The sequence below is a fragment of the Microbacterium lacus genome, from assembly GCF_039531105.1.
Lineage (GTDB): Bacteria > Actinomycetota > Actinomycetes > Actinomycetales > Microbacteriaceae > Microbacterium > Microbacterium lacus.
Window position 1 is genome coordinate 2,532,518 of record NZ_BAAAPK010000001.1, and the last position, 25,937, is coordinate 2,558,454.

22 protein-coding genes are annotated in these 25,937 nt (G+C 64.1%); 17 read left to right on the plus strand and 5 right to left on the minus strand.

The features are described 5' to 3' along the window. Nucleotides 1-22 precede the first annotated feature (22 nt). Nucleotides 23-727 carry a ZIP family metal transporter gene (locus ABD197_RS12135; RefSeq protein WP_344055854.1) on the minus strand — a complete coding sequence of 235 codons (705 nt, stop codon included), beginning with the start codon at nt 725-727 and terminating at the stop codon, nt 23-25. Between the two features lie 471 nt (nt 728-1,198). Between ABD197_RS12135 and ABD197_RS12140 the strand changes: the two genes are divergently transcribed. From ABD197_RS12140 to ABD197_RS12185, 10 genes are all read left to right on the plus strand, one after another. Then, nucleotides 1,199-2,230, plus strand: coding sequence for a sugar ABC transporter substrate-binding protein (locus ABD197_RS12140; RefSeq protein WP_344054873.1), 1,032 nt, complete (start codon nt 1,199-1,201; stop codon nt 2,228-2,230). Between the two features lie 78 nt (nt 2,231-2,308). Next, nucleotides 2,309-3,880 carry a sugar ABC transporter ATP-binding protein gene (locus tag ABD197_RS12145; RefSeq protein WP_344054876.1) on the plus strand — a complete coding sequence of 524 codons (1,572 nt, stop codon included), beginning with the start codon at nt 2,309-2,311 and terminating at the stop codon, nt 3,878-3,880. A 37-nt stretch (nt 3,881-3,917) separates the two neighbouring features. Further along, a complete protein-coding gene (locus tag ABD197_RS12150; RefSeq protein ID WP_344054878.1) occupies nt 3,918-4,988 on the plus strand; it encodes an ABC transporter permease in 1,071 nt (356 codons plus the stop codon). A 109-nt stretch (nt 4,989-5,097) separates the two neighbouring features. After that, entirely contained in the window at nt 5,098-6,141 is a 1,044-nt protein-coding gene (locus ABD197_RS12155) for a LacI family DNA-binding transcriptional regulator (RefSeq protein WP_344054880.1), read from the plus strand. Next, entirely contained in the window at nt 6,138-7,085 is a 948-nt protein-coding gene (locus ABD197_RS12160; protein ID WP_344054882.1) for an aldo/keto reductase, read from the plus strand. The genes ABD197_RS12155 and ABD197_RS12160 overlap by 4 nt, the downstream gene beginning before the upstream one ends. 22 nt (nt 7,086-7,107) lie before the next feature. Next, complete coding sequence (locus tag ABD197_RS12165; RefSeq protein ID WP_344054884.1) at nt 7,108-8,760, plus strand: GMC family oxidoreductase; 1,653 nt, start codon at nt 7,108-7,110, stop codon at nt 8,758-8,760. 56 nt (nt 8,761-8,816) lie between these two features. Beyond that, nucleotides 8,817-9,509, plus strand: a complete 693-nt coding sequence (locus tag ABD197_RS12170) for a gluconate 2-dehydrogenase subunit 3 family protein (RefSeq protein WP_344054886.1) — start codon at nt 8,817-8,819, stop codon at nt 9,507-9,509. 137 nt (nt 9,510-9,646) lie between these two features. After that, complete coding sequence (locus tag ABD197_RS12175) at nt 9,647-10,633, plus strand: LacI family DNA-binding transcriptional regulator (RefSeq protein WP_344055855.1); 987 nt, start codon at nt 9,647-9,649, stop codon at nt 10,631-10,633. 286 nt (nt 10,634-10,919) lie between these two features. Next, on the plus strand, nt 10,920-12,020 hold the full coding sequence (locus ABD197_RS12180; RefSeq protein ID WP_344055856.1) for a nitrilase-related carbon-nitrogen hydrolase: 1,101 nt from the start codon (nt 10,920-10,922) through the stop codon (nt 12,018-12,020). 10 nt (nt 12,021-12,030) lie between these two features. Then, nucleotides 12,031-12,993 (plus strand): Gfo/Idh/MocA family protein, encoded by a 963-nt coding sequence (locus ABD197_RS12185; protein ID WP_344054888.1) that lies wholly within the window; start codon nt 12,031-12,033, stop codon nt 12,991-12,993. Between the two features lie 638 nt (nt 12,994-13,631). Here the strand turns inward: ABD197_RS12185 and ABD197_RS12190 are convergent. Next, entirely contained in the window at nt 13,632-14,246 is a 615-nt protein-coding gene (locus tag ABD197_RS12190; RefSeq protein WP_344054890.1) for a helix-turn-helix domain-containing protein, read from the minus strand. Nucleotides 14,247-14,360: 114 nt separating this feature from the next. Between ABD197_RS12190 and ABD197_RS12195 the strand changes: the two genes are divergently transcribed. Continuing rightward, nucleotides 14,361-14,540 (plus strand): excisionase family DNA-binding protein, encoded by a 180-nt coding sequence (locus tag ABD197_RS12195; protein WP_344054892.1) that lies wholly within the window; start codon nt 14,361-14,363, stop codon nt 14,538-14,540. 28 nt (nt 14,541-14,568) lie between these two features. Here ABD197_RS12195 and ABD197_RS12200 read toward each other — a convergent pair whose 3' ends face one another. Next, a complete protein-coding gene (locus ABD197_RS12200) occupies nt 14,569-15,540 on the minus strand; it encodes an IS481 family transposase (protein ID WP_344054894.1) in 972 nt (323 codons plus the stop codon). A gap of 552 nt (nt 15,541-16,092) precedes the next feature. On the opposite strand from ABD197_RS12200, the gene ABD197_RS12205 reads away from it, so the two are divergent. The 6 genes from ABD197_RS12205 (at nt 16,093) to ABD197_RS12230 (ending at nt 24,454) form a co-directional block, all read left to right on the plus strand. Continuing rightward, nucleotides 16,093-17,532: a GTP pyrophosphokinase gene (locus tag ABD197_RS12205; RefSeq protein WP_344054896.1), complete on the plus strand. Its 1,440-nt coding sequence runs from the start codon at nt 16,093-16,095 to the stop codon at nt 17,530-17,532. Nucleotides 17,533-17,672: 140 nt separating this feature from the next. Beyond that, the gene (locus ABD197_RS12210) at nt 17,673-19,445 is read left to right on the plus strand and encodes an AAA family ATPase (RefSeq protein ID WP_344054898.1); all 1,773 of its coding nucleotides are present in this window, start codon (nt 17,673-17,675) and stop codon (nt 19,443-19,445) included. 593 nt (nt 19,446-20,038) lie between these two features. Continuing rightward, the gene (locus tag ABD197_RS12215; protein WP_344054900.1) at nt 20,039-20,569 is read left to right on the plus strand and encodes a hypothetical protein; all 531 of its coding nucleotides are present in this window, start codon (nt 20,039-20,041) and stop codon (nt 20,567-20,569) included. Between the two features lie 841 nt (nt 20,570-21,410). Next, nucleotides 21,411-22,577 (plus strand): IS30 family transposase, encoded by a 1,167-nt coding sequence (locus tag ABD197_RS12220; RefSeq protein ID WP_344054902.1) that lies wholly within the window; start codon nt 21,411-21,413, stop codon nt 22,575-22,577. 695 nt (nt 22,578-23,272) lie between these two features. Then, nucleotides 23,273-23,596, plus strand: a complete 324-nt coding sequence (locus tag ABD197_RS12225; RefSeq protein ID WP_344054904.1) for an excalibur calcium-binding domain-containing protein — start codon at nt 23,273-23,275, stop codon at nt 23,594-23,596. Between the two features lie 285 nt (nt 23,597-23,881). Next, nucleotides 23,882-24,454: a hypothetical protein gene (locus ABD197_RS12230; RefSeq protein ID WP_344054906.1), complete on the plus strand. Its 573-nt coding sequence runs from the start codon at nt 23,882-23,884 to the stop codon at nt 24,452-24,454. A gap of 314 nt (nt 24,455-24,768) precedes the next feature. On the opposite strand, the gene ABD197_RS12235 is transcribed toward ABD197_RS12230, so the two are convergent. Together ABD197_RS12235 and ABD197_RS12240 are read right to left on the minus strand one after the other, a co-directional pair. Then, nucleotides 24,769-25,242 (minus strand): DUF1643 domain-containing protein, encoded by a 474-nt coding sequence (locus ABD197_RS12235; RefSeq protein WP_344054908.1) that lies wholly within the window; start codon nt 25,240-25,242, stop codon nt 24,769-24,771. Between the two features lie 132 nt (nt 25,243-25,374). Then, nucleotides 25,375-25,905 (minus strand): hypothetical protein, encoded by a 531-nt coding sequence (locus ABD197_RS12240; RefSeq protein ID WP_344054910.1) that lies wholly within the window; start codon nt 25,903-25,905, stop codon nt 25,375-25,377. Nucleotides 25,906-25,937 lie beyond the last annotated feature (32 nt).

Sequence of the window (25,937 nt, forward strand, 5' to 3'; positions counted from 1 at the left end):
GCCTGCCAGCGGTGGCGGTCTCTCAGCCGGCTGCTGAGAGTCCCGCGGCGACGGCGAATCCGAGGACGGCGACCAGCGCGGCGGCCTTGCCCGCCTTCTGGGTCGCCTCGGGGATCATCGAACTGACGAGCATCACCAGGAGCGCACCGGCCGCAAAACCGTCAACGGCGCCCGCAAACGGGTCGCCCACGAGGGCGGAGACGCCGTAGCCGGCGACGGCCGCCAGCGTGCACACCACGGCCACGATGCTCCAGCCCAGGATGATGGTGCGCGCCTTCGTGCCGGCCGACCGCATGTCGGCCGAGGACCCGATCGCCTCGGGGAGGTTCGAGACGAAGATCGCAACCAGCAGAGCGACGCTCACGCCTTTGCCGGCGGCTAGGCCGATCCCCAGCACAGCCTGCTCGGGGATGCCGTCCAGCAACGCACCCAGCAGCAGCGGCATGCCCGCCGCGGTCTTGCCCGACCGACCACCCAGACGTTCGACTCCTTTGTCGCCGAGATAGAACGCGAGTGCTCCGGCCGCCAGCCCCAGGGCAACGGGCAGGCCGCCCGCCACAGAGAGACCGTCCGCCACGAGTTCGAAGGAGACGCTGGACATCAGCGCTCCTGCGCCGAATCCCAGGACAGCACCGATGACGCGATCGTTCCACTTCCTCACGACGCCGAGCACCGCGCCGATCACCAGCGATGACGCGGCGACGGCACCCCAGATCAGAGCCCACATCACGTTAGCGACGTTAGCGATGACGGGCGGGTCGGCTCACCGCTTGCTTTGAGGCCGCGTTCATGATCGCAGACGCAGCGTGAGAGGACCTGTGGCCGGTTTCTCAAGGTTCTCGAGGAGTGAACGGTAACTCGTGCGCTCCCCTCGGGTCGATCAGGCGCAACCCGTACAAGTCGCGACCCAGGTCGGAACGTAAGGAGAATCTCCCCCCGTGCATGCTTTAAAGCCCTGATCAATAGCGATTTTGCGTCCGCCAGAAGCGCCATTCAGGAGCGCTTCATTCTCGATGAGGACATCCATATTCACTCTTGCGTGATCCTGATAGTGCGCTAACATCACTACATCAACGAACATTGTTGACCGCGATGGGGACGCCCGCCCGAAGAGGTGCCGATCGCTACTACTGCACAAAGGAGTGTCGAAGTGAGTACAGCAATCACGCGCTCAAGAAAGCGCCGGATCCTGCTCGGGGTGACCGCTGTCGCAACGGCGGCGATCATGCTCTCAGGCTGTCGCGCGGCCGACGATTCTGCATCCGATGCCGACAAGGCGTCAGGCGATGGCCTGGTCATCGGCTGGAGCCAGCGGGGAATCAGCGGCAGCGACTGGTGGAAGACCCTCGTCGAAGGCGGTCAGGCAGAAGCCGACGAGATCGGAGCCACGATCGAGCTGTTGGATGCCAATGGTGACACTGTGCGGCAGAACGCAGACGTCCAGACCCTCATCACGAAGGGCGTGGACGTCGTGATCATGAACACCAACGATCCGATCGGTGTCGGGCCTTCGGTGCAGGCCCTGAAGGACGCCGGCATCCCTCTGGTGACGGTGAACTCGAACCTGGATGCCTCGCTCGTCCCCGACACGTTCTGCTACGTCGCGGAGGATCAGGAGGCGACCGGCGCGCTTGCCGGTGAGGTCGCGGCGAACAAGGCCATCGAGAGGTTCGGCGACACCGGCGAGATCAAGCTCGTCGGCATCGGCGGGTTCCCCGGTGATGTCCTCAGCGACCTGCGCTTCAACGGGTTCATGGAGGGCTACGAGAAGGTGATGTCGGGGTACACCGGAATCACCACGAACGCACTGGACATGAAGTTCGGCGAATGGAAGCCCGATAAGGCCCTCGGGCCCATCCGGGACGTCGCCACGGCGAACCCCGACCTGAAGATCGTGTACAGCATGAGCGATGTCATGAACGGCGGCGTCGTCCAGGGACTGCAGCAGGCCGGGCTCTGGGGAGATGGAATCATCCTCGCCAGCTACGACGGCGGCATGGTCTCCGTGAAAGAAATGATGGACGACCCCACCGGCCCTCTGCAGGCGACCGCGTCCAACCAGCCATGGGACCAGGGCGTGACGGCCGTGAAGATGGCCCTCGCCGCCTACAACGGCGACCAGTCGGCCTGCCCCGACAAGACCCTCTTCATCGACACGACGGTGGTCACGCCCGAGAACGCGGCCGACTACTACGTGGCCGAAGACACCTACGTCCGCGCGCAGGACTGATCGCCGAACCCGGTCGCCGCACCACGAGCGGCGACCGGGCACGGCCCCACACCCCAGGACCCGAGAAGGAAGACATTCATGTCTGCAGGCTCAGTGACGGAGCCGTCCGCTGCCGGCGGCCAATCGTCCCCCGACGCGCAGCTCGAACTCGAACTCGACCGCATCACCAAGGGATATCTCGGAGTGCAGGCCCTCAAGGGCGTGAGCTTCGCGGTTCGACGGGGCAGCATTCACGCGCTTGCCGGGCAGAACGGCGCCGGCAAGTCGACGCTGGCCAAGATCCTCTCCGGTGCCGAGACCCCCGACGCCGGCACCATTCGCCTCGGCGGCACGCTCCAGCGCTTCCGCCACCCACTCGATGCGCAGCAGGCGGGGATTCACACGATCTATCAGGAGCTCTCGCTGGTTCCGAGTCTCTCGGTCGCCGAGAACATCTTCCTGGGACGCCTGCCCAGAGCGGGCGGAGTCGCGGTGGACTGGAACCGGATGGCGTCGGAGGCGCGAGCCGCACTGGACCGTGTCGGTTTCGACCTCGACGTCCGTCGGCCCGTCGGCAGCTTCTCGACAGCCGAACAGCAGGCCGTCGAGCTGGCCAAGGCCATCCATAAGGATGCGCGACTTCTTCTCCTCGACGAGCCCACCTCGACCCTTCCCCTGCCCGATGTCGACAGGCTCTTCACGGTCCTACGCTCCCTGTCACAACAGGGGGTCACGCTGCTGTACATCTCCCACCGCATGGACGAGCTTTACTCGCTCTGCGACGCGGTCACCGTGCTGCGCGACGGGGTCACCTCCGCAGATCTCATCACCGCCGAGAGCAAGCCTGCCGATGTCGTCACGGCCATGGTCGGACGCTCGCTCGAGGGTTCGATCGCCGATGCCGCGTTGCGAGGTGAGCGATCGCCCCGCCTGGGAAGCGGCGCGAAGGAGAGAGTGGTGATCTCCGTGCGAGATCTATCAGAGGACGACCGCGTGAGAGACGTGTCGTTCGATCTGCGGGAAGGCGAAGTGCTCGGCATCGCCGGCCTGATCGGCAGCGGACAGTCCGAGCTCGCCGGGCTCATCGCCGGCGCGAGAAGGAGAACCTCCGGCGCTATGAGCGTGGAGGGGAAACCCGTGGACTTCACCGCCCCTCGGGATGCGATCCGACGAGGGATCGGACTCCTCCCCCAGGACCGAAAGAGCGCCGGCTTCATCCCCGACATGGGTGTCGCCGGAAACATCACCCTCGCGAGCCTCCCGATGTTCAGCCGCCTGAGCGTGATCGATTCGCGCCGCGAACGCAAAGCTGCCGGCGACCTGGTGACGCGCCTGGGCATGAAGGTCTCCAGCGTGAATCAGCCCATGAAGACACTCAGCGGCGGCACTCAGCAGAAAGCGATCCTCGCGCGGTGGCTGGTGCGCAACTCCCGTGTACTCGTGTGCGACGAACCGACCCGCGGTGTCGATGTCGGCGCCAAGGAAGACATGTATGAGCTGCTGCGCGAGTTCGCCCGCGAAGGCGGGACGGTTGTGATCGCGAGCTCCGAGATCACCGAGGCGATGATGTGCGACCGCGTCCTCGTCATGGCCCGCGGGCGCGTCATCGCCGAACTCGACCACGACGAGATCGACCCGCACGGACAAGCCATCCTCCAGAAGTTCTCGTGATCGACACGTAGACCGACCTACTGCCCAAAGGAACGAAATGTCACACAACATCGTGCAGACACCGCCGACGAACAGCTCACCGGCTGATCCGACACCGCACTCCCGTCTCAGGAGTGCGAAAGCACTGTGGAAGCGGATCCTGCCGAAGAGCTATCTGATCCTGGTGCTCATCGTCATCATCATCGTTGGCTACTACGCCTCAGCCGATTTCCTCACGATCCGGAACGCCGAGAACGTCATTGCCGCCGCATCCATCGTCGCGGTGCTCGCCATCGGCCAGTTCTTCGTGATCCTCACCGGGGGCATCGACCTCTCGGTCGGATCCATCCTGGCGATGTCGACGGTGATCGTCGCCCTGACTCTGCAAACGGGGATGTCCGCGGGGCTGTCCGTCGCCTTCACCCTGTTCTGCTGCGCGATGGCGGGACTCATCAACGGTCTTCTGGTCGTCTGGCTGCGGATCCCGCCGTTCATCGCGACTTTGGCGATGATGAGCGCTGTCAAGGGGTTCAGTTACATCATCCAGTCGACGAGCCTGATCCAGATTCTCGATCAGTCGTTCATCGAGGCCTTCGCCACCGGGACGATCCTCGGCATCCGAAACCCCGTCGCCATCTTCCTGGTGGTCACGATCATCGCGGCGCTCGTGGCGAAGTTCACCACGTTCGGTCGATCGCTCTACGCGATCGGAGGCAACCCCGAGGCCGCGCGCCTGTCCGGCCTGCCCGTGGCAAGGAACCTCATCATCACGTACACGATGTCCGGCTTCCTGGCGGGGCTGGCAGGCCTCATCGCAGCCGCGCAGCTGCGCCAGGGCAGCTCCCTCATCGGAGTGGGCTACGAACTCGACGCGATCGCCGCGGTCGTGGTCGGCGGCGCCTCGCTCATGGGTGGCAAGGGCGACCCGATCAGCGCGGTCATCGGCGTGTTCGTCCTGGCCACGATCATCAACATCATGAACCTGGTCGGCATATCCTCCGAACCGCAGCTGGTCATCAAGGGCGCTGTGATCGTGATCGCAGTGTTCCTCTCCAGCGCGGGAGGCGTCCAGCGGATCTCCGGATTCTTCTCGAAGAGATTCGGCAGGGCGCGACCCGTCACCGCCTGACGCCCACCTCGGCCGGCATCCGTCGGCGACATCGACCATCGATCATCGACACCGGAAGGGGGTGTTCGTCTTGCCTCGAAACAGCAATTCAAGCGGCCGCGGGCCACGAATGGTGGATGTCGCCAACCTCGCGGGGGTATCCCACCAGACCGTGTCGCGCGTCATCAACGGCACGGGCAACGTCGCCCCCGATATGCGCGCTCGCGTCGAAGTGGCGATCGAACGCCTCCGCTATCGGCGCAACCCTGCGGCCCGTGCGCTCGCGACGAGCCGCAGCATGAACATCGGAGTCGTCAGCTACGGGCTGGCGCAGTACGGTCCATCACTCGCCCTCAAGGGCATCGCCGACGAGGCGCGTGCTGCCGGTTACGCGACCAGCCTGGTGAGTCTGGTCGATGTCGATCGCGCGAACATGCGAGAGGCCCTCGACCACCTCGTCGCGGACTCGGTGGACGGGATCATCATCCTCGCCCCGATCGACGCGGCGTTGACCGCGATCGACGGTTTGGATGCCGGGGGTGCGCCGCTGGTGATCTGGCAGCCCGGGGCCGACGAAGGAGAGCACCGCGTTGTCACCGATGAGATCTCCGGCGCGCGGATCGCGACAGAGCATCTCTTGAGCCTCGGACACCCCACAGTCCATCATGTGAGCGGGCCGGAGGGCTGGCTGGGCACAACCGCTCGACTGCGGGGCTGGTCCCGTGCACTGTCCGAGCACGGGCTGGTCGCGCACCCTCCTGTCGACGGCGACTGGACCACCCGGTCGGGCTACGAAGCCGGACTGCGGCTCGCCCGCGACGCACGGGTCACAGCGGTGTTCGCCGCGAACGACCAGATGGCGCTCGGGGTCATCAAAGCCATGGCGGATGCCGGGCGGTCGGTACCGGGTGAGGTCAGCGTCGTCGGGTTCGACGGGGTTCCGGAGTCGGAGTTCTTCCGCCCCAGCCTGACCACGGTGCGCTTCGACTTCGCCGATGTCGGCCGACGTGCAGTCGACCACATCCTCGACCTCATGCACGGCATCGCTCCGGAGTCGCCTCCGCGCGTCCTTCCGCAGCTCATCGTGGGAGGCAGCAGCGGCGCCGCCCCGACCACCACTGTCGACTCCCCGCAAACGATCCGCTCGCACACGAACAGAAGGACACGATCATGACCATCCGCAAACTGGGCCGAACCGGACTCTCGGTGTCCGATGTGTGCGTCGGGACCTCCGCGCTCGGCAGCTTCCCCGCGCAGTACGGCTACGAAGTGGACGAGGACACTGCCGTCGCCACCATCCGGCGGGTCTTCGAAGGGCCGTTCACGTTCATCGACACGTCGAACGAGTACGGCGGCGGCGCGAGCGAGGAGCGCATCGGACGCGCCATCGCAGAGCACGGTGGGATTCCCGAGGGGTTCGTCGTCGCGACGAAGGTCGATCCGCTGCCCGGGTCGACCGACTTCTCGGGCGCCCGCGTTCGCCGCTCGGTGGAGGAGAGCCTTGTCCGCCTCGGCGTCGACACCCTCCAGCTGGTCTACCTTCACGACCCCGAGAAGATCACTTTCGAAGAGGGCGTGGCTGCTGGCGGTCCGCTGGAGGCTCTGATCGATCTTCGCGACCAGGGCGTCATCGAGCACCTGGGGGTTGCCGGCGGGCCCATCGACCTCGAGCTGCAGTATCTCGCGACCGACGCGTTCGACGCGGTGATCAGCCACAACCGCTACACCCTCATCGACCAGACGGCCGAGCCGCTCTTGGACGACGCGCAGCGCCGCGGCGTCGCATTCGTCAATGCCGCCCCATTCGGCGGCGGGATGCTCGTGCGCGGAGCTCGCGCCGTTCCGACGTACTGCTACGCCCCCGTGTCGGAGGCCACGGTGAAGCGGGCCCTCGCGATGGAAGCGCTGTGCGAGCGCCATGGCGTGCCGCTCGCCGCGGCCGCGTTGCAGTTCTCCACTCGCGATCCACGCGTCGCGTCGACGATCGTCGGCATGTCGCGGCCGGACCGAGTCGATCAGACGGTGGGGCTTCTCGACCATCGCATTCCCGAGGAGCTGTGGGCCGAGCTGCTCCCCCTCGCCGCCATCGGCCGACACGGCCACGAGACAGCTGCCTGAACGCTTCACGGAAGGAATCGAAATGGTAATCAAGCGCAACCCTGAAGATGTCGATGTCGTCATCGTGGGCGCCGGGGCCGGGGGTGCAACCGCCGCAAAGGTGTTGACCGAGGCAGGACTGCGGGTCGTCGGCCTGGAGCGGGGACCCTGGCTCAAACCCGAGCATGCGTCCGGCGACGAACTGAAGTTCCTCAATCGCAATTTCATCTGGCAGGACCCGAAGATCAAGCCCCGCACCTTCCGCGCGAACGACTCCGAAGAAGCGGTGATCACGAACTTCTCCGCCACACCGCAGGTCGTCGGCGGCGGAACGACGCACTGGGGCGGCATGGTTCCCCGAATGGCCGAGAGCGACTTCAAGCTCCGCAGCCTGCACGGCGACGTGCCGGGTGCCAGCATCGTGGACTGGCCCATCTCCTACGCTGAGCTCGAGCCGTACTACACCCGCGTCGAGTGGGAGTTCGGCACCTCCGGACTGGCAGGGGCGAACAAATGGGAGGCCTGGCGCAGCCGCGGGTATCCGACCAAGCCATCCCCGCTGAGCCAGATCGGCCGGACCTTCGCCACCGCGATGGCCAAGATGGGTCACAGCACGTTCCCGATGCCTCAAGGCATGGTGACCGAGCCCTACCGCGGCCGCGAGCCGTTCAGCGAGAACGGCTTCTGGCAGCAGTATCCGGACCCCGGGACGGGCAAGTCCTCCACACTCATCTCGTTCATCCCGGATGCCGTCGCCACGGGCCTGTACGATCTCCGGTCGGACTGCTACGTCAGCGAGATCCTTGTCAGCAAGGACGGCAAGGCGACAGGTGTCCGCTACCAGGACGAGGACGGCGACGAGTTCGTCCAGAACGCGAAGGCCGTCATCGTGTGCGGTGGCGGCATTGAGACGCCGCGTCTGATGCTGATGTCCACGTCGGCTCTCTTCCCCGACGGGATCGCCAACAGCAGCGGCATGGTCGGCAAGAACGCGACGTTCCATCAGTACTCGTTCTCGGTGGGGCTCTTCGACCGCGAGGTGACCGACCCGCTGTACGGCTGGGCCGGGCACTACATGAGCCTGTGCTCGTTCGATTTCTACGAGACCGACACGAACCGGGGCCATATTCTCGGCTCGCTGATCTTCCCGTCGATGATCGGGCATCCCGTCAACTGGAGCTTTCCGGGTCGCCCGACGTGGGGGCAGTCGGCGAAGGATGCCGATCGGGAGTTCTTCAACCACAGCATGAAGATCGGCATCCTGCTTCACGACCTTCCGGTCGAGTCGAACAGGGTGGATCTCGATCCGAACGTGAAGGACGCCTGGGGTCTTCCGGTCGCGCGGATCACCCACACCCCGCACGCGAACGACTATGCGCACGAGAAATGGCAGGTCGCCAAGAACGGCGAGATTCTGGAGGCCGCCGGGGCGAAGAGGGTCATTCCCGTCAACATGGAGAGGATCACCGGCAACACTTCGCACGAGCTCGGCACCGTGCGCATGGGCGATGATCCGGCCACCTCAGTCGTCGACCGCTGGTGCCGCTCGCACGACGTGCCGAACCTCTACGTCTTCGACGCGAGCTTCTTCCCGACGGCGACGGGCATCAACCCCGCGCTGACCATCATGGCGAACGCCTGGCGCTGCTCGGACCGGATCATCCAGGTGGACCGCCACGGCTGGACCGAAGACTGAGCACGCGTCAGCGACACGAAGGAGAGACGAAAATGGGTCAAGCGGAATGGGTCACAGTGCCGATTTCCACGCGCGACGTCGAAGGGCCGATGTTCTTCACGCCTCATGAATGGGACACGATCGAGGCGGCGAGCGCCCGCATCATCCCGACCGATCACCACCCCGGTGCTCGCGAGGCGCGCGTGGTGCGGTTCATCGATCGCATGCTGGCGGGGACGCAGTTCATCTTCCCCGCGGCGGACGGCAACGGGTTCTTGCGGATGGAGGGCCGCGAGGAGGAGGCGTGGGCGGAGCGGATCCAGCAGCGGCGCGCCTTCTACCGCAACGGAGTCGTCCAGATGGACGCGTTGGCTCGAGAACGCGCGGGAGTGGACTTCGTCGAGCTCGACGACGAGGCGCAGGATGCCGTGCTCGAGCAGCTTTCGGGCGTCGAGCGTCCGCGCCCCTTCCTCGTGGCAGAGAAGGATGAGGCGGGGCTGGGCGGTGCGCCGGCGGGCAACCAACCGGTCAACGAGGATTTTCTGGAGTTCTTCCCTCTGCTCGTCCTGAACACCCGACAGGGTTTCTACGGCGACCCTGTCTACGGGGGCAACGAGAATCGCGTCGGCTGGGGCGTGATCGGGTTCGATGGCCCGCCGTCGCTGGCCTCGACGATGGACGGCAGCTATACGACGCGAAAGTACATGGTCGAGGGGGCCGAATGGCCGTACGACCAGCACCCGGCAGTGCTCCGGTACCGACGGAGCTGATCGCGCCCGAGCGGCCCGGCCTCGCCGGGGTCGCGCCGCTCGGGCGGCATAATGAGGGAATGTCTGCGAGCTCGTTGCCACCGACCCCGCAGAGCGCGGTCCGCGAGCGTGCGGCATCCCGAAGCAAGGGCCCGCGCATGATCGATGTCGCCAGGCTCGCCGGGGTGTCGCAGCAGACCGTCTCCCGAGTCGTGGCCGGCGCGACCAATGTCGCGCCAGACATCCGGGAGCGTGTGGAGAAGGCGATCGCCCAGCTTCGGTATCGGCGCAATCCCGCAGCTTCGGCACTGGCCAGCAGCCGGACCATGACGATCGGCGTCGTCAGCTTCGAACTGTCGGTGCTCGGTCCGTCTGTCGCCCTCTACGGCATCTCTGAAGAAGCGCGAAAGCACGGCTACTCGACGCGACTGGTCACGCTCGGCTCCCTCGACCGGGAGACGATCCGTGCTGCACTGGATTCGATCGGCCCGGATGCCGTCGACGGCATCGTCGTGCTCGCGCCGCTCTACGAGGCTCTCGCGGTGCTTCAGGGACTTGACACCGACACCCCGATCGTCACGTTCGAACAGGGCACTCCCCCGAGCCCGACGAGCATCTCCATCGACGAGGTGCGCGGCGCACGAATGGCCGTTCGTCATCTTCTGGACCTCGGCCATGAGACGGTATGGCACGTGCAAGGTCCGCCCGGGTGGATGGCGTCGACCGCCCGTGCCCGCGGATGGGCGGACGAACTCTCGGCCGCAGGTCGCGCGGCTCCTCCCCCGATCGCGACATCGGACTGGTCGGCCGCCGAGGGCTACCGCGTAGGGCAGCAGCTCTCGCGCGACCGGAGCGTCACGGCTGTCTTCGCCGCCAACGATCCCTTCGCGCTCGGCCTCACGAAGGCGTTCGACGACGCGGGCCTTCGGGTTCCTGAAGACATCAGCGTCGTCGGGTTCGACAACGTCAAGGAGTCGCCGTTCTTCCGGCCGGCGCTGACGACCGTGACGCTCGACTTCGAGGCGATCGGGCACATCGCCGTGACGCGCATCCTGGCGATGATCAAGGGTGAGGCCGAGGGTGACATCCCGCTCATCGAACCCGCACTGGTGATTCGCGACACCACCGCACCGCCTCGCCGCTGACGAGGTCCCGCAGGCAGGCAGGCAGGCAGGCAGTCGTCACGGGTCGGCCGAGGGATCTGGAGCGCCCGCCCGTAGCGATGCGCGCCGCGCCCCGATAGTGCGCTCTCTCAGTGTGGACCCCGACAACCGCGTCGCCTCGGCGCCGTTTTTACGGAGCACTTTGGATGTAGGCCTTGCGCCTATGCCCAACCTGTGGTCGACTGAGTTAGCGCTAACTCAGCGTCTCCTGGCAACGAGGCCCTTCTGGTGTTTCGGACAGCCTGATTCAAAGAAGAGAGAGAACGAGATGATCGATCCGTACGTCGTCGCGGCGGTATCGCCTCGGACGTTCGCCGTGAAAAACCCCGGCGATGCCCTGGCCAACGTCAAGCGAATCAATGAGTTCATCGACACGGCCGCCATGGTCGGCGCATGGGAGGGGTCCCCCGTCCGCCTCATCGTCATTCCCGAAATGGCGATTCAGGGGATGATCGCGAACACGCCGGGCAACCGCGCGCGGGAGGCGCACTTCGCCGTCACGATCCCCGGCCCCGAGACCGACGAGCTCGGCAAGAAGGCAAGGCAGTTGAACGCCTTCATCGCGGCCGAACTTTACATGGTCAAGGACGATGACTTCCCCGACCGCTACTTCAACGTGGCCTTCATCATCGACCCGCAGGGCGAGGTCATCTACAAGCGCTACAAGGCGACCAGCGACGCGTACGAGGGCGGGATGCTGGGCAACATGAACCCGCACGACATCTTCGACGAGTTCGTCGAGAAGAAGGCCGACGGCGATGTCATGAACGCGATCTTCCCCGTCGCACGCACCGAGATCGGCAACATCGGCATCGCCATCTGCCACGAGGGGGTCTACCCCGAGGTTGCGCGCGGTCTGGCAATGAACGGGGCCGAGATCATCATCCGTCCGACACTTATCGAACCAGCTGTCCAGAACGGAATGTGGGAGCTGCAGAACCGCGCCCACGCGATGTTCAACTCGGCCTACGTCGTCGCGCCGAACCTCGGCCCCGAGTACCGGGACGATGGCGGCATGCAAGACCTCTTCGGCGGCCAGTCGATGATCGTCGGTCCCCGCGGGCAGATCCTCACGCAGCAGCGCGGTTGGACGAGCGGCGACTCCTTCGTGGTGACGACGCTCGACATCGAGGCACTGCGCCGTGCCCGCGTCGCCAACGGTCTCTACAACCAGTTCAAGGATCTTCGGACCGAGCAGTACCGCGCGATCTACGACAAGCCGATCTACCCCAAGAACCAGTACGCAGACGCCGCGCCGACCGAAGGATGGCTGGCGCGCGAGCACCAGACGCGCGCCAAGAACATCGAGACGCTCATTGAGCGCGGTGTCCTCGTTCCGCCGACCGGTTACCAGAGCCCGGCGCTGTAGGAGTTCCCGAATGACGAAACGTGTGGCGATCCTCGGCATGGGCCGATGGGGTCGCACGTGGAAGCGCGTCCTGGGTGAGATTCCCGGTGTCGAGGTGGTCGGCGACGATCACCTCGACACCGGGGGCCGGCGTCCCGATTACGCGGACGTCATCGCAGCAACAGGTGTTGACGCCGTGATCATCACCCTGCCGGTGGGCCTGCACGTGGACGCTATCCGGCATGCCGTGGAACGCGGCATCCCCGTTCTCTGCGAGAAGCCGCTCGTTGCCACGCGTGCAGAACTCGGCGAACTTGTCGCGCTTGTGGACGAGACGGCGGTCGTCGTTCGGGTCAGCCAGAACTACCGTTCGCGCGGCTGGGTCAGGGCGACTCGCACCGCCGTCGCCGACCTTGGCGCGGTCAGACACGTGAGCATCGCGTTCGCACAGCCCGAATTCCTGGACGGTGGGCGAGGTGCGCTCCCCCATCCGTTGCTCGACGACATGGCGATTCATCACATGGATCTGCTTCGACACCTCACCGACTCCGAGGCGAGGGTCTTGGGTGCATGGTCGGCGAGACCAGAACCCACGCAGTACTCAGGCGAGACAGACCTCGACGCGGTCCTTCGCCTCTCGAACGGAGCCTTGGTCTCGTACGCCGGCACCTGGGCAGCGCGCGGCGCCACCACACCATGGGATGGCGACTGGGAGATCCGCTGCGATGGCGGCACGGTCCACGTGCACGATCGTCGGGTCTTCGTGGAGACCTCCGCCGGGGATCTCACGTCTCGCGATGTTACGGAAGACCCTGAGGATGCAGACCTCGCAGCGGTCTGGGTCGAATTCGCCGCCGCGCTCGACGGAGATCCAGACGCGGGAGTGTCGGTTGCTGACAATGCCCGGAGCCTTTCGCTGGTTTTCGACCTGCAAGACCATGCGCTGCGTCGCACAGACGGCTCAGCCGGAACCGGTCGCGGCGAACAGAAGTAGTCGCGACCTTGGCGGAAGCGTCCCCGCCGGGGCAGGTGGGAGGGGTCATCCCTCTCACCTGCCTTCATCGCGACGTGGACCGTGATGCTTCGCTTTACCGTCCGTTCGTCGCGCACACGGCGTCGAACATCGCCGTAACTGGAACCGGTGGCTGGTTGGGCCGCCTTGATCTGCACGCAACTGCAGTTGCTGCGGGCCCTACCCCTGGAGGGACTCGAACACGTTTTGAGCATTGTGCTCTGCGACATCGAGCGACAGGATCCGCGAAATTTCACGGATTTCTGCGGTCACAGCGACAAAAAGCTACGTCCGAAAACAGCTAACAGCATTCACAATGCGGCCAAAATACGGCCAGAAACAAGACGGTTTGACCCGGTATTCCGGGGCTGCAGCAGGCACCCTCATGCGACGGCATCTACCGGCAAATTCTAACATCTCCGATTTGAGCAAAATGCTCATACATTGAGCCTATTTTCCTTTGCAGTTGAGCAAAGTGCGAAGGACGGGCGTGGCCTTGACTCGAGGGAAAACGTGGGCCGGACCTCGTAGCTGTGCCGACCTCCTGCGCAAGTACTCCGAGCCCCGGACTATCGGGGGTGAGGACCAGCTCTGGGCCCGCCAAGTTCGGTCGGACGGCGTCACAGTCCGATGGAGGGACCCGACGGAGATCCAGGAGGTCGATACGGACGAGTACGCCGCACTTCGTCTGCCCGCATCCGGTTGTACGTCTCGCGGGTTATTAGGTCCTCCGCGAGCCCCGCCTCGCGAGCCCGGGCCATCATCCTGGTTGCGGTGCTGACGCTTACGCCCAGCTGATCTGAGACGAGCTTCAGCGGTGCGATGTTGACTGTCGTCGCTATCCGGTAGAGCCTCACCGCCTCGAGGACCGTTTCACCCAAGTCGCGATCAGGCGCGTGAGCTCGGATGTCGGCAAGGTACTCGCTTAAGGACGTCGGCTCCGTCGCCCCTCGTTGCACCGTGACCACGCGGAGCGCAGACCGCTGCACGATCTGCAGCACGCTGACATCCCGCAGTGAGGCAGCCGTGACCTCGTCACCCTCGCCCGACCGGTCCGCCCGAACCGATGCAGCAACGGAGCGTCGCAGCTGCTGATCGTAGACTGCTCGCACATGAATCGAACCACGGGTGCCCGGTTCACCCTTCCCGGTAGCACGCCATCCGGTTGGCATGCGCACACCATCGCCGACATCTATCCGCTCAGGGTCGACGTCGTCGACGGTCAGCTCACTCACACCGGGAGTTTCCCACGACTTGGACGACGTGAGCAATTCATGTCGCGCATTGCTCATCAAAGGAGTACGGTGTGCGCAAGTGATGTCACGCATTGCTCATCAAAGGAGAAGCTGATGAACACATCCACGAACTCGCTTGCACTAACCATGAAGGATGCCGCCAAGCTCGTCGGAGTCGACTACCGCACAATCAGGCTCGGCATCGAGAACGGCACCATCCCCACCGTGCAGCTCGGAGAGCGAAGAATGATCCCTCGCGCCGCCTTGCTGCGAGTATTCGGCGCCGACACCTGACAGCCCACCGACTAGATGTATCCGGCAGTCACGTTGGTGACACGCGGCTGAGGGGTGTGCCGTTGATGGCGGTGTGGTGGCGGTGAGCGTTGTAGTGCTCGATGAAGGGTGCCAGGGCGTCGGCGCGGGCGGTGTTTGAGGTGAAGATCTGCCGGTAGGCCCATTCGGTTTGCAGGGTGCGGTTCAGGCGTTCGACTTTGCCGTTTTGCCAGGGGCAGTGCGGGCGGATGAGGACGTGTTTCGCACCGAGCCAGCGGAGGACGCTCTGGAAGTCGTTCGAGAGCCGGTAGCTGAAGTGGTTGTCGGTCATGACCCGTTCGATGCGGGTGATGCCGTGCGTCGCGAAGTACGCCGCAGCCCGGGTGAGGAACCCGGCGCAGGTCGCGCCCTTCTCGTCGGGGTGGATCTCGGAGTACGCCAGCCGGGAGTGGTCATCGATCATCGAGTGGACGTAGTCGAAACCGATCCGAGCCCGCTTATGGGCCGCCGTGTCGCTGGCGGCTCTGCCGTGGGCGCGCCACCCGCCGCCGTCAGGGATACGCCCCAGTTTCTTCACGTCTATATGGACCAGCTCACCCGGGCGGGCGCGTTCGTATCGGACGGCGGTCTGTTTCGAGGCGCGGATGGCCCGGCCGGTCAACGGATCGCATTCCGATAACCGGGGAACACCGTGTCGACGCAGGATCGCCCCGACCGTCCGAGCGGGCACTCCGACGGCGGGGCCGATCCGGTCCTGACCCTGTCGCAGCTGGACCCGTAGCTGAAGGACCCGTTGCTCGACCTCGAACGGCGTGCGTCGCGGCATCGACCGTGGTCGGGACGACCGATCCACCAACCCGGCCGCTCCCTCCAGACGGAACCTGGACACCCAACGATGCGCGCACTGACGTGAGATCCCCAGCTCTCGAGCAACGTGCGCGACCAGGCGCCCATCGCGCACGACCCGAGTTATCAACAGGGTCCGTCCGTACACATTCAACCGAGCACTACCGTGGGCCATGGGAACCTCCGGGGAGATTAGGGAACGTAAGCACTTCCACTAAGCCCCGGAGGTTCTCCTCAGCGCAACCCCCGAAACGTCACCAACGTCTCAGCCGAGTACGACTAGAGCGCGGACTACTCACGGCGGCCTAAGGCGGGTCGAGATTCCCGTTCCCGACGGTCACGCTTCAGCCAGACTCCAGTGAGTCCCCCAAAGGTGACGACCCTGTCGAAGTAATCGCATCATGATCTTCGACAGGAACGCCTTCCACGTCGACCCCCCTGTTGAGCGAGGAGGACGGCATCATCGATGTCGAAACCTCGGCCGAATCTCTTGTGCCGTCGCGATCTTCAGTCGATTCGCGGGCCACAGCTTGCTGAGCCTCGTGGTGCTCGCCACAATGCCGGAGTTGATCTAGTGTCCACCGAACCGAGTTCAGATCGTCGTCTGCGACTCAGCGGATGTGCGCACGCGTTCCATCGCCGAGGATGACACACCCGTGCCTACTTTCTCGACCAGACCCATACCGATAAGTTCAGTCGAGCACGGAATCTGAGCATTGGGGATGCGTTGACTGACGAGCTGGCACAAGCAACGAACTCGGATTCCTACTCGGAGTTCGAAACCTGGTACTCCAAGTTGACGACATCGACGTTGCACTACGCGCGGGAATCGGCCCTGCGGATGCTTGAAGAGCTTCTCGACGAGAATGTGCCGCCTCTCGACCGAGGCCGCTTTCGGGTCACAGGTTCGAGGGTGAAGTCTGCCCAACGGCTTTACAAGAAGACTCGTCTGGAGAAGTACCGGAGCAAGATCTCGTTGTGGTCCGATGTGCCTGACGTCATTGACGACCTCGTTGGCATCCGGCTCGTGTGTAACAACTTGTCCGACATCGAAGTTTTCTCCGAGATTGTCAGCGCACTTCCTTTGTACGCGGAAGAAATCGCGGTCCCGATGGCGGTCGAACCAAAGTCAGTTCGCGACTATTTCGCGACCCCAAAGGAGACTGGGTATCGGGCCTACCATGTCAACCTTGTGGTTCTCGTGCCTCGCCTGAGCGCTCATGTTCCAGTTCGCGTCGAAGTGCAGGTGCGGACCCTGCTCCAGGACGGGTGGGGAGAACTCACTCACGAAGACACCTACAAGCCGGGTTCTGTGGTTCCAGAGTGGATCACACGCATGTCTCTGCGTATGGCTGAGCTTCTCGCCGCGGTGGACAGCATTGCCCAGGACGTTCGCGAGCAGCTCGACATCGAAGCCGCACGGACGGTCGCGGGCGAATCAAGCAGGCCTGGTGGGGCGAAGTCTGCGCCCTCCACGAACCTCTCGACTGTTGCAGCTAGCGCGCCTAACGAAATGTTTGCTCCACTTAGTGCCGCTCTGAATTCGATCCTGAAGGATCTGGATCGACCGCGTCCACTCGCCAGCATCTCGCAATTGTTGGTCTCACAGTTCGGAAGTGAGATCGCTCCGGAATGGGGTGGGACCGGATCCTTCAAGACGTTCGTCGAGTCGGCGGCACCCGCGGCCATGGTGACGGGACCACCTCCGGGATACGTGCACCCGCTGGGGAAGAATGTTCCGGAAGATTGGGAGTCAGATTGGGTTGGCGCAGCGGAACGCGGAGATCTCCCACCGGTTGTCCAGGAGCTTGCACGATACGAACGGGGACTCCCGCGCGTGTCTCGATCGAGGGTGCAACACACCATCGAAGCCCTCGTCGAGGCGTTGCGTCGCAGGGAAGACCTGCAAACCCTCACACGCGACGACATCGAACTTATCGCGCGCGAAGCCGTCGACAGCGCAGGAAGAGCTGGACGTCTCGTTGTGCGACCGCACGTCGTGTACATGTTGACGGTGCTGCGGAAGGCGGATGCCCTGACTCCCGACGTTTCAGCGATAAGCGTCGCAGCTGTCCTTGATGAGCACTTGTCTGCTCGCGGAATCGAAAGCGGGCTACCTGAGACAGAACTGACCGAACAACTGAGCGAATGGCTCATGCCAGGCTGAGCGCGATGGCTCGGTAACGCATTCTGCAATAACGTAACGCCCGAACGGCCTTGGTTGAGGTGTCGCGTGCGGCTGTCCTCCGCCGCGTGGTTCGGTGTCGGTCCGCTCGCCGAGTCGACGACCCTGCCAGAATCTCCCGCATGGGTCTTTCAGACTTCGCGGGATTCGGCGTCGCGGGCTACCGATCGTTCGGCGCTGACGATCACGTTGCCGTATTCGGTCCGATGACGAAGATTCATCTGGTCGTTGGACAGAACAACACGGGCAAATCGAACGCGCTGCACTTCATGGCAGATGTCTTGACGGCGCTGCGGGCAGGAGACGGGCGAGGCACGCTTGTTGGGCTCTACCCCGGCGGACTCGACCTGCCAGCTGGCTGGCAGACCGACCGAACCCGGTTGATCTCAATCGGACTCCATCTGACGGAATCTGTGCGCACTGCCATGCGGTTCAATGACGAGATCGTCCGCAACTGGTTGCAGACGGATGCATACACGCGAGGTTTCGCGGACACAGTTTGGCTCGATCTTGAGATCTTGCCGGACATATCAGGCGGCGCCTTTGCAGCCCGTCTGAGTCGTGACCAAGCGGAAGCTGCAGGACGTGAGCAGACGCCATTCGTGACCGGACATCTGCACCAGATTTCGCTCAACCTTACGACCGGCGCGTCTAGTGATCCCAATCAGAACCTCGAGAACATCCTTCGTGCGTGGCGGCCGTGGCAATGGATTCCCGAAGTCGGCTGGGTTGACGCCATCCGTGAGATCACCTCGGGCGAGAGCGAGGAATACTTCCGGAACGGGGCCGGCCTTGTGGCTCAGTTGGCGCGCCTAGAACGACCAGGATTCGCGACTCACGCTGAAGACACCGCTCGTTTTGAGGCGCTGCAAGCGTTCGTCCGGGACGTCTTAGAAGACCCGGAGGCCGGTATCCAGATCCCTGACGCGAAGGACACGGTGCTTATACGGACTCGCCGCGGGGTGATGGAATTGGACAAGGTTGGGACGGGCATTGGCGAGGTGATCTTCCTCGCAGCCGTCTCAACGACCACCAGCGAGAAGCTGATTTGCATCGAGGAGCCGGAAGTACACCTTCATCCGACGCTTCAGAAGAAGCTAATCACCTACCTTCATGAGCACACAGGCAATCGCTACTTAATGTCAACGCACTCGGCTCAACTCTTGAACGCAGAGATCTCGACGATCACCCACATCGAAATGCCCGAGACATGGTCGATTGCTCAGCCCGTCATTAAGCCAGCCGATTTGGCGCGGGTTGCTTCCGACCTTGGCAACCGGGCATCGGATCTCGTCCAGTCCAATTTCGTTGTGTGGGTTGAGGGGCCCTCCGACCGCCTCTATGTCAGGCACTGGCTCGAACAATGCGATCCCGGTCTCACAGAGGGAGCGCACTACTCGATCATGTTCTATGGCGGGGCGCTGCTGAGCCATCTCACGGCGGATGACGAGGAGGTAAGCGACTTCATCCACCTCCTCCGCATCAATCGAAATCTCGCGGTGGTAATCGACTCGGACAGAGCATCCGCGGCCGACGACCTGAATGCCACAAAGAACCGTGTCTTGGCTGAACTCGAGGCGATTTCAGCGCCCGCGCTCGTCACGGCCGGCTACACCATAGAAAACTACGTGCCTCGGACCGCGCTCAAGGCGGCGGTGGAAGAGCTCTACCCCGATCACACGTACTCGATGCCCTCGGGCGACTACCGATCCCCATTAGGAAAACCCTTCCAGGGCAAGAAGACGCGGCCGAGCAAAATGTCGGTGGCCAGGTATGTGACCGAAGACAGGATCGCTTGGGAAGAGTGGCCTGAGGGCCTTCGCGACCAAATCCAGTCCCTTGCTGGGGCAATTCGGGCGGCGAACAGCTTGCCTCCGCAGGACCGAACCACCTAGAACGCCGGCCAAGCTGAACCAAGTCCCGCACTGATTCGAATCTCTCGCTCGCGGTCTTCGGACTACGACTACGGGCCTAACGCTGATGGGCCGACAGAGGACGGTTTAGCAAGCCTTCGCCGTCAGCGGCAATTGCCCGCGCCCGCGAGCCGGTCCATATCCGTGCAGTGCCCAGAAAACGCGGCTCGCGGGCGGCCTGAGCGCGTGCGTTTGGCATTCCTACCCGAGCCCCGGCGACGAGGTTGGGAACAATAGTCTCGCTGAACGGACAGCAAAGAGCTGAAAGACCGGCAAGCTGGCATCAGCGTCAAGCGCGCCCGAGTTCCACCTCTGAAGCCAGCCCGGGTTGATGAGTGCTCGTCGATGCATCAACGACCTCCTCGTTCGTCGCCGTTCGGGCGCGCCACGAGACTAGGAGGTTCCGAACGCGGTCATAGGTGCTCGGCCCCGTCTGGCGCCAGGCTGCTGTCGTTCGAGGGCAGCCTGGCGGCCGATGTCGTCGCCGCTATCGCGAGGACGCCCGTCCCGACCTCGCTGGGCTCGATTTGATCGAATAGCATCGGGCCTAGTCGGCGCAGGCCAAGGATCGGGCTATGGTGCAAAGCGTGACGGAAGACCAACGCGCGTTCTGGAGTGCAGTCGTCCAAATCATCCCGGTTCTATTGCTGGCATTGGTCGTCGAGGCACGCATCCTCGCCTTCAGTCGCGAAGACGCCGCGAAGTTCTGGGCAAACGAAGCCGCCCGCATGGTCAAGTTGGTGCAGACGAAGAAGCTCCGTGGCATCTGGCGGTCTGCGATAGCAGCGTTGTGGTCGAACCTGCTATTCGTCCGACGGCACCTAACTGGCCCGGTGGTAATGATCGCGTGCGTTGCGCTCATGGCTACTGCTGAGTTCGTGGGACTGCTGGCGTTGGCACGGGGCAGTGATCTTGGGAATTTGTGGACGGCGGTCGCGGCAACCGCCGTATTGCTCGGGATGGCGCAGGTGGCTATCGCGCCCGTCCTCCAACGCACGATGCTCGCCTTAGCCCGCGCGATGCCGCGAGTGACTGACGTTGAAGCGGCGCTGGACGGTCTGGAGCGACGCCGACCCGGCGAAAGCGAGACTCCTCAGTGCAAGTGAGCTCAAGATCTCGCCACTTCGTCGTCGGCATCACCGCCGAAAGTCAATTCTTTCCTCACCTCGCAGGCTCAGATGGCGCGAGAGTTTCCGATCCCCGCACGCACAGCGCTCGGTGAGGGGCCGGCTGTCGGGCACTGGGATACAGGGCAATGGAGGAGGTTCTCCCGGACTAAGTCGATCAACTTGTCGAAGTGGATCAGCTGCACGCCGAACGCAGCGGACGGCCGCCCAACCATTTGGCAAGTGAGGTTCTGGGACACGTTCTGAGCAACGATGGGGGGGCGATAGCCGGTGCGGTCACGCGGCTACCTTCGCCGTGGCAATGAAATGGTTCTTCAAGGCTGGGAGCACCAACCGCGAAGGCCCCTAGGACGGTCCTCCTCGGATACTGGTGACGCGATTGTGCACAACCGTCTCGTAGACGGCTCCTTTATGGCGACACTCACGACCAATCCTGGATTGTGCCGAGTGCGCCGTGGAGACGGTCCCTGATGCCACCGGGACCGGTCCATGTGACCGCAGGAGACGCGTCGACATCCGCCTCGAGGTAGCGGAGCGCAGCAATCGCGGAAGCGCGGCCCACAGCCCGCGTTCCGATGCGTGCGGCCTCGGGGGGTGGGTACCCCTGCTCAATCGCGATGGTGTAAGCGCTCGTGAAAATCTCCTCGACCTCATCGTTCGAAAGCATTGGGCTCCGGAAGACCATCGGCCGCACTCCGTTCTGGATCGCTGGCGGGCTACTCCCAAGGTTGGCACGCACCATAGTCACCGCGGTAACTGAATCAACGCATCGCCCGATTGGCGATCCTTGGGTTCTTGCGGTGGTCGCAACACTTGCTGAATGGAGAGTGTTGTGGCGGAGTTGCCGTTGAGGTTTCGGTTGGATGTAGTCCAGCTGGCGTGGGAAGGATTCCAGGTCGGGCAGTTCGCGAGCGAGGTGGGCGAGCGGATCGGGGTGAACCGGACGACGGCCAAACGGATGCTCGTCGCTGCCGGCGGTGTCAGGCCTCGGCGTGGCCGGAACCTGCAGGGCCGGTATCTCTCGTTCGCCGAGCGGGAGGAGATCTCGGTCGGCATCGCCGCAGGTGAATCGGTGCGCTCGATCGCCCGACGGATCGGGCGTGCGCCGTCAACGGTTTCGCGGGAGTTGACCCGTAACGCGGTGCGTGGCCGGTATCGCGCGTCGACCGCGCAGATGGCCGCGATGGGCCGCGCGGTCAGACCGAAGCCGACGAAGCTGGCGACCAACGTGCGGCTGCGTGCAAGGGTGGAAGCTGACTTGGCTAAGCGTCGATCGCCGGAGCAGATCGCCGGTCGACTGCGTCGAGAGTTCCCCGACGACCCGGAGATGCACGTGAGCACGGAGACGATCTACCAGTCGCTCTACGTGCAGTCCCGGGGTGCGTTGAAGCAGGAGCTGACCCGGTATTTGCGCACCGGGCGGGGGCTGCGCCATCCCAGCCGGAAGGTGGGGCAGCGCAAGAACCGGATCCCGAACATGGTGAACATCGCGGAGCGTCCGCCGGAGGCGGGCGACCGTGCGGTTCCGGGGAGTTGGGAAGGTGACCTCATCATCGGCGCGGGGAACTTGTCGGCGATCGGCACGCTAGTGGAACGGCATTCGAACTTCACGATGCTCGTGCACCTGCCCGACGGTTACAAGCCCGACCAGGTCGCGCCAGCGCTGACGAGGAAGATCCAGCAGCTTCCGGTGCAGCTGCGCGGGGCGCTGACCTGGGATCAAGGGCCGGAGATGCGCGACTGGGAGAAAGTGCGCATCGACACCGGCATCGACGTGTTCTTCTGCGACCCGCACTCGCCATGGCAGCGCGGCATCAACGAGAACACGAATGGGCTGCTGCGGCAGTACTTTCCAAAAGGCACGAACCTTGGCGGGTTCACCGAGAGAGAGCTCGATGCCGTCGCCCGAGAACTCAACGACCGCCCCCGCAAACGCCTCGAGTTTCAGACCCCGAATGAGATCATCAGATCAGTCCTGTTGCGATGACCGCTTGAATCCGCCGATCCCTATCCGTGCGCTGCGGGAATGAGGTGGTTCGCGGGCGCTCGTGAGCGCGTGCGTCTGGAATTCTCTTGCGGGCGCGTTGTGTTTGGTGGTGACGATGTTCGGTTGCGGTCGACGTAGCCCAATGTGGCTGTTGTGGCGCGTTGATTGGCTCGCTTGAGGAGGACTCGGCGGCGCAGTCCGATACAGGTAGGGTCGACTGAATTGGGGAGCTCCGTCCCCTGCATCTTGGGGGATGAGCATGCCGAAGTCGACCGCGCCACTTGACGGACTCACGCCTCCGCCCGCAGGCGGACCTCGACCGGCGAAGCGACGTCTACCCCCGTGGGCGTGGATCGTCATTGCAGCAGGTGTCTTCGGCTTCGCTGTGCTCCTATCGCCGATCTTCGCTGTCCTGTTCCTCGTCGTGCTCATCACGGGGATCGTCGGCCTTGTGCGCAACAAGCCGACGTGGCTGCGGTTCCGAAGCCGCAAGGTCGCGACCTGGGTGACCGCGACCGCCGCCGTCGGATTCTTGATGACAGGTAGTCTCGCAAACGCCCTGCTCACACGGTCCCCGGAGACGGAGGCGAGCCAGGCCCATCACGCTCGTCTCCGTCGATGGCCGCGACGACACCGACCAGTACGGCCGGCTGCTTCGGTACGTCAGAGTCGGCGGTCAGGACGCCGGTTCGCACATGCTCAGCACAGGTTGGGCGATCGCTCGATACAACGGCCGCGACGGCTACGGTACCCACCCTCTCCAGTCGGAGTACATCGGCCTGGATGGTGAGCACGAGATGCCCGCTCAGCCCGCAGCAGAGCCGGAACCGGCGCCGGCCGAGCCCGCGCCCGCCGAACCCATGCCGTTCGTCGAACCGGCTGCACCAGCCACTGACCCGCAGTTCCGCACCTGCGGCGAGGCCAACGACAACGGCTACGGCGACTACCAGGCCGGGGTGGACCCTGAATACAACTGGTATCAGGATCGCGACAACGACGGCTGGGTCTGCGAAAGGTAGCCATCCGTTCCCGCGCGCCAGCACCCCCCAAGAGCTATGCGAGCGGTTCGGAAGTACATGGCCTCATCTGCGTCGACGGCGCGCCGCGCCGTCCCGGGACCGCAACCAATCGCCTCGAGCGAGTCAAGGCTGATGCCGAGTTGTCCTCCCCAACGGATCCCTAATCGGGCAGTGCTCGGTGGAGGGACGTCGCTTGCGGGACCTAGCGCGCTCGTTCGACATCCCTATTGCCTTCGCTGCCCGGAAAGCAGTGCGCGCGACGCTTCATCATGTGAGCATGGTGAAATGCGCGGCATGAAGGACGATGAGCGCCGCCTTCGGATCGCGAATCAGGCCTACGACTTCATCGAATCCGAAGTGCGTCCGCACTTGGTGTCCGGCGGACGATTGTGGTCGAAGGGATCCGGGGGCCATCCGAGCCGGCTCCGTACGATTCTGAGCGGCTTGGACGCTGAGCACGAGGTGATGTTCACTACTGACGCTGCGATCCGGCTGCCGAAGCGTCAGCGCGTAGTGGAGCATGTGATCCCGTTCAAGCGGATAATCATCGAACTTGTCGACCCTAGGCAAGCTGACCCGCGCTCGAACTCGGGCGTCGAGCCAATCGCTGGGGGCCCCGCCACATCTCCGGAGCACTTGCTCGAAATCTTCGATCGGATGATCCAGAAGTGTTGGGTAACGCACGACGAACACGAACGTCTCAATCGCGCGGGCGCAAGTCTCCAATGGGATGCCCCCGACGGGGACGGGTGGGCGCGCTACCGGAGCGCTGCCGTCCTCGCGCATCGCGTCCAGCCGACGGACAGTTCGCGCGCCCATAGCGCGAGGATCGGATCCCCAAACGAGCGATGCGCGTAGATGCTTCGTCGTGGGCCCGAGAATCAAACCTCCGGACATCCGGTCCTCATCGCCGCTGTCGCTACTGGCCTCCGCCAGCTACGTTTGCGCGGCGCAAGAAGAATCGGACGAGCAGGATGATGCCGGCGACGATCGCAGCGACGACCACCATCGCGACAACCACCGCTAGCACGAGACCGAGAATCAGCAGAAGTCGCGCCACACCGAGAAGCATGTCGTCGCAGGCTCGATGCGGTCAAATCCGCCGAGCGTGCTCGATCCCTGTGCGGGCGTTCCCCGGTTGAGGGGGTACCCGTTCAGGCCGGCGTGGAGCGTCAAGGCGCGCTTGGTGATGGCCAGTCGACGAGAGGCGAGTCGCCCTTGACGTACAGCGGGTGCTGCGGGTGGCCGTTCTTTGTGATCTTGAGCGCCTTGAGTGGCGGCAGCAGTTCGAGCGCGTGAGCAACTCGCGTGGGGTTCGCGTTCGTTCCCCATCCGGCAACCACCGTCCCAGTTGCGTTGGCCAGCACACGGTCATTCTCGGGACCAACCGGATCGGACGCCGCGAGCATCACCGCGGGGCTTGGCGTGCGGTACGCGTACAGGTTGAGGATCATCATGCTTCCGAACCCATCGCGCTTGGCGAAGTTCACGCATCGCCGCAGCGTCGGATCCAGATCAACCGCGTCGGCGGTGCTGGGGTTCAGGAGCACGAACGTAATTGTCGGCTGCGACGCATCCCAGACCCGCGTCAGGCTGTACCGGTAGTCGCCGCGGATGTCTGCGGCCGCAGAGACGAAGTCGGTCACGACCAGATCGTATAGCCCGAGCGCCATGAGTCGGATCGCGCCGGATACAACGATCCCTCAGCGGGCGGTGCGCGAATCGGGGAGCTCGGCGGGCGACCGGGAGGCTGGGCTTACGTGTCCGACTTGTATCGGTCAAAGCTCGGATGACCACAGATCATCGCGGAGACTTTTGAACAGCTCGCGCCCTTGTGTCGGCCAGCTCTCACCTGCACTCGCCAGGTCTATCGGAATGTACGTCGGAAACACCTGGTCGGGATAGCTGAGCTTCATTCGCCTCGACCACGGAAACAGATGCGGGAGCGCGTTCTGTGCGTCTACCTGTAGGTCAACTAACGCGTCGCGCTTGAAGACGTGCCACCAATTGATTCTCGCGTCGCCGGGCGCGGTAGGGTCGCGTCGTACAAGGACCCTCAGCAACACTCGCCGGGTCAGGACGACCGCTGTGGGGTCGCTCGCGCGCTCGTCGACCGGATCGACGCCGAACTCGACGTACTCGATCTCCTCACCGTCCAGCCAGAGCAGCATCTGAGACTCCACCTGCTCAACCCACGGCCAGTAGCGAGGATGCTGCTGTCCGGACTCAATCAGTCCGCCCCACCCGTATTGCCGGCGTTCCGCAAGCACGTCGCGCATCGATCGCATGTCCTCCGGGAAGTCCTGCATTGTCGCCTCGCTCTCTTCCTCCCCCCTGTGGT

Excerpts from the sequence above, each read along its gene's own strand:
- ABD197_RS12135 (WP_344055854.1), bottom strand. The coding sequence starts at position 727 with ATGTGGGCTCTGATCTGGGGTGCCGTCGCCGCGTCATCGCTGGTGATC.
- ABD197_RS12145 (WP_344054876.1), top strand. The coding sequence starts at position 2,309 with ATGTCTGCAGGCTCAGTGACGGAGCCGTCCGCTGCCGGCGGCCAATCG.
- ABD197_RS12150 (WP_344054878.1), top strand. The coding sequence starts at position 3,918 with ATGTCACACAACATCGTGCAGACACCGCCGACGAACAGCTCACCGGCT.
- ABD197_RS12155 (WP_344054880.1), top strand. The coding sequence starts at position 5,098 with ATGGTGGATGTCGCCAACCTCGCGGGGGTATCCCACCAGACCGTGTCG.
- ABD197_RS12160 (WP_344054882.1), top strand. The coding sequence starts at position 6,138 with ATGACCATCCGCAAACTGGGCCGAACCGGACTCTCGGTGTCCGATGTG.
- ABD197_RS12165 (WP_344054884.1), top strand. The coding sequence starts at position 7,108 with ATGGTAATCAAGCGCAACCCTGAAGATGTCGATGTCGTCATCGTGGGC.
- ABD197_RS12175 (WP_344055855.1), top strand. The coding sequence starts at position 9,647 with ATGATCGATGTCGCCAGGCTCGCCGGGGTGTCGCAGCAGACCGTCTCC.
- ABD197_RS12180 (WP_344055856.1), top strand. The coding sequence starts at position 10,920 with ATGATCGATCCGTACGTCGTCGCGGCGGTATCGCCTCGGACGTTCGCC.
- ABD197_RS12185 (WP_344054888.1), top strand. The coding sequence starts at position 12,031 with ATGACGAAACGTGTGGCGATCCTCGGCATGGGCCGATGGGGTCGCACG.
- ABD197_RS12195 (WP_344054892.1), top strand. The coding sequence starts at position 14,361 with ATGAACACATCCACGAACTCGCTTGCACTAACCATGAAGGATGCCGCC.
- ABD197_RS12200 (WP_344054894.1), bottom strand. The coding sequence starts at position 15,540 with ATGGCCCACGGTAGTGCTCGGTTGAATGTGTACGGACGGACCCTGTTG.
- ABD197_RS12210 (WP_344054898.1), top strand. The coding sequence starts at position 17,673 with ATGGGTCTTTCAGACTTCGCGGGATTCGGCGTCGCGGGCTACCGATCG.
- ABD197_RS12215 (WP_344054900.1), top strand. The coding sequence starts at position 20,039 with ATGGTGCAAAGCGTGACGGAAGACCAACGCGCGTTCTGGAGTGCAGTC.
- ABD197_RS12220 (WP_344054902.1), top strand. The coding sequence starts at position 21,411 with ATGGAGAGTGTTGTGGCGGAGTTGCCGTTGAGGTTTCGGTTGGATGTA.
- ABD197_RS12225 (WP_344054904.1), top strand. The coding sequence starts at position 23,273 with ATGCTCAGCACAGGTTGGGCGATCGCTCGATACAACGGCCGCGACGGC.
- ABD197_RS12230 (WP_344054906.1), top strand. The coding sequence starts at position 23,882 with ATGCGCGGCATGAAGGACGATGAGCGCCGCCTTCGGATCGCGAATCAG.
- ABD197_RS12240 (WP_344054910.1), bottom strand. The coding sequence starts at position 25,905 with ATGCAGGACTTCCCGGAGGACATGCGATCGATGCGCGACGTGCTTGCG.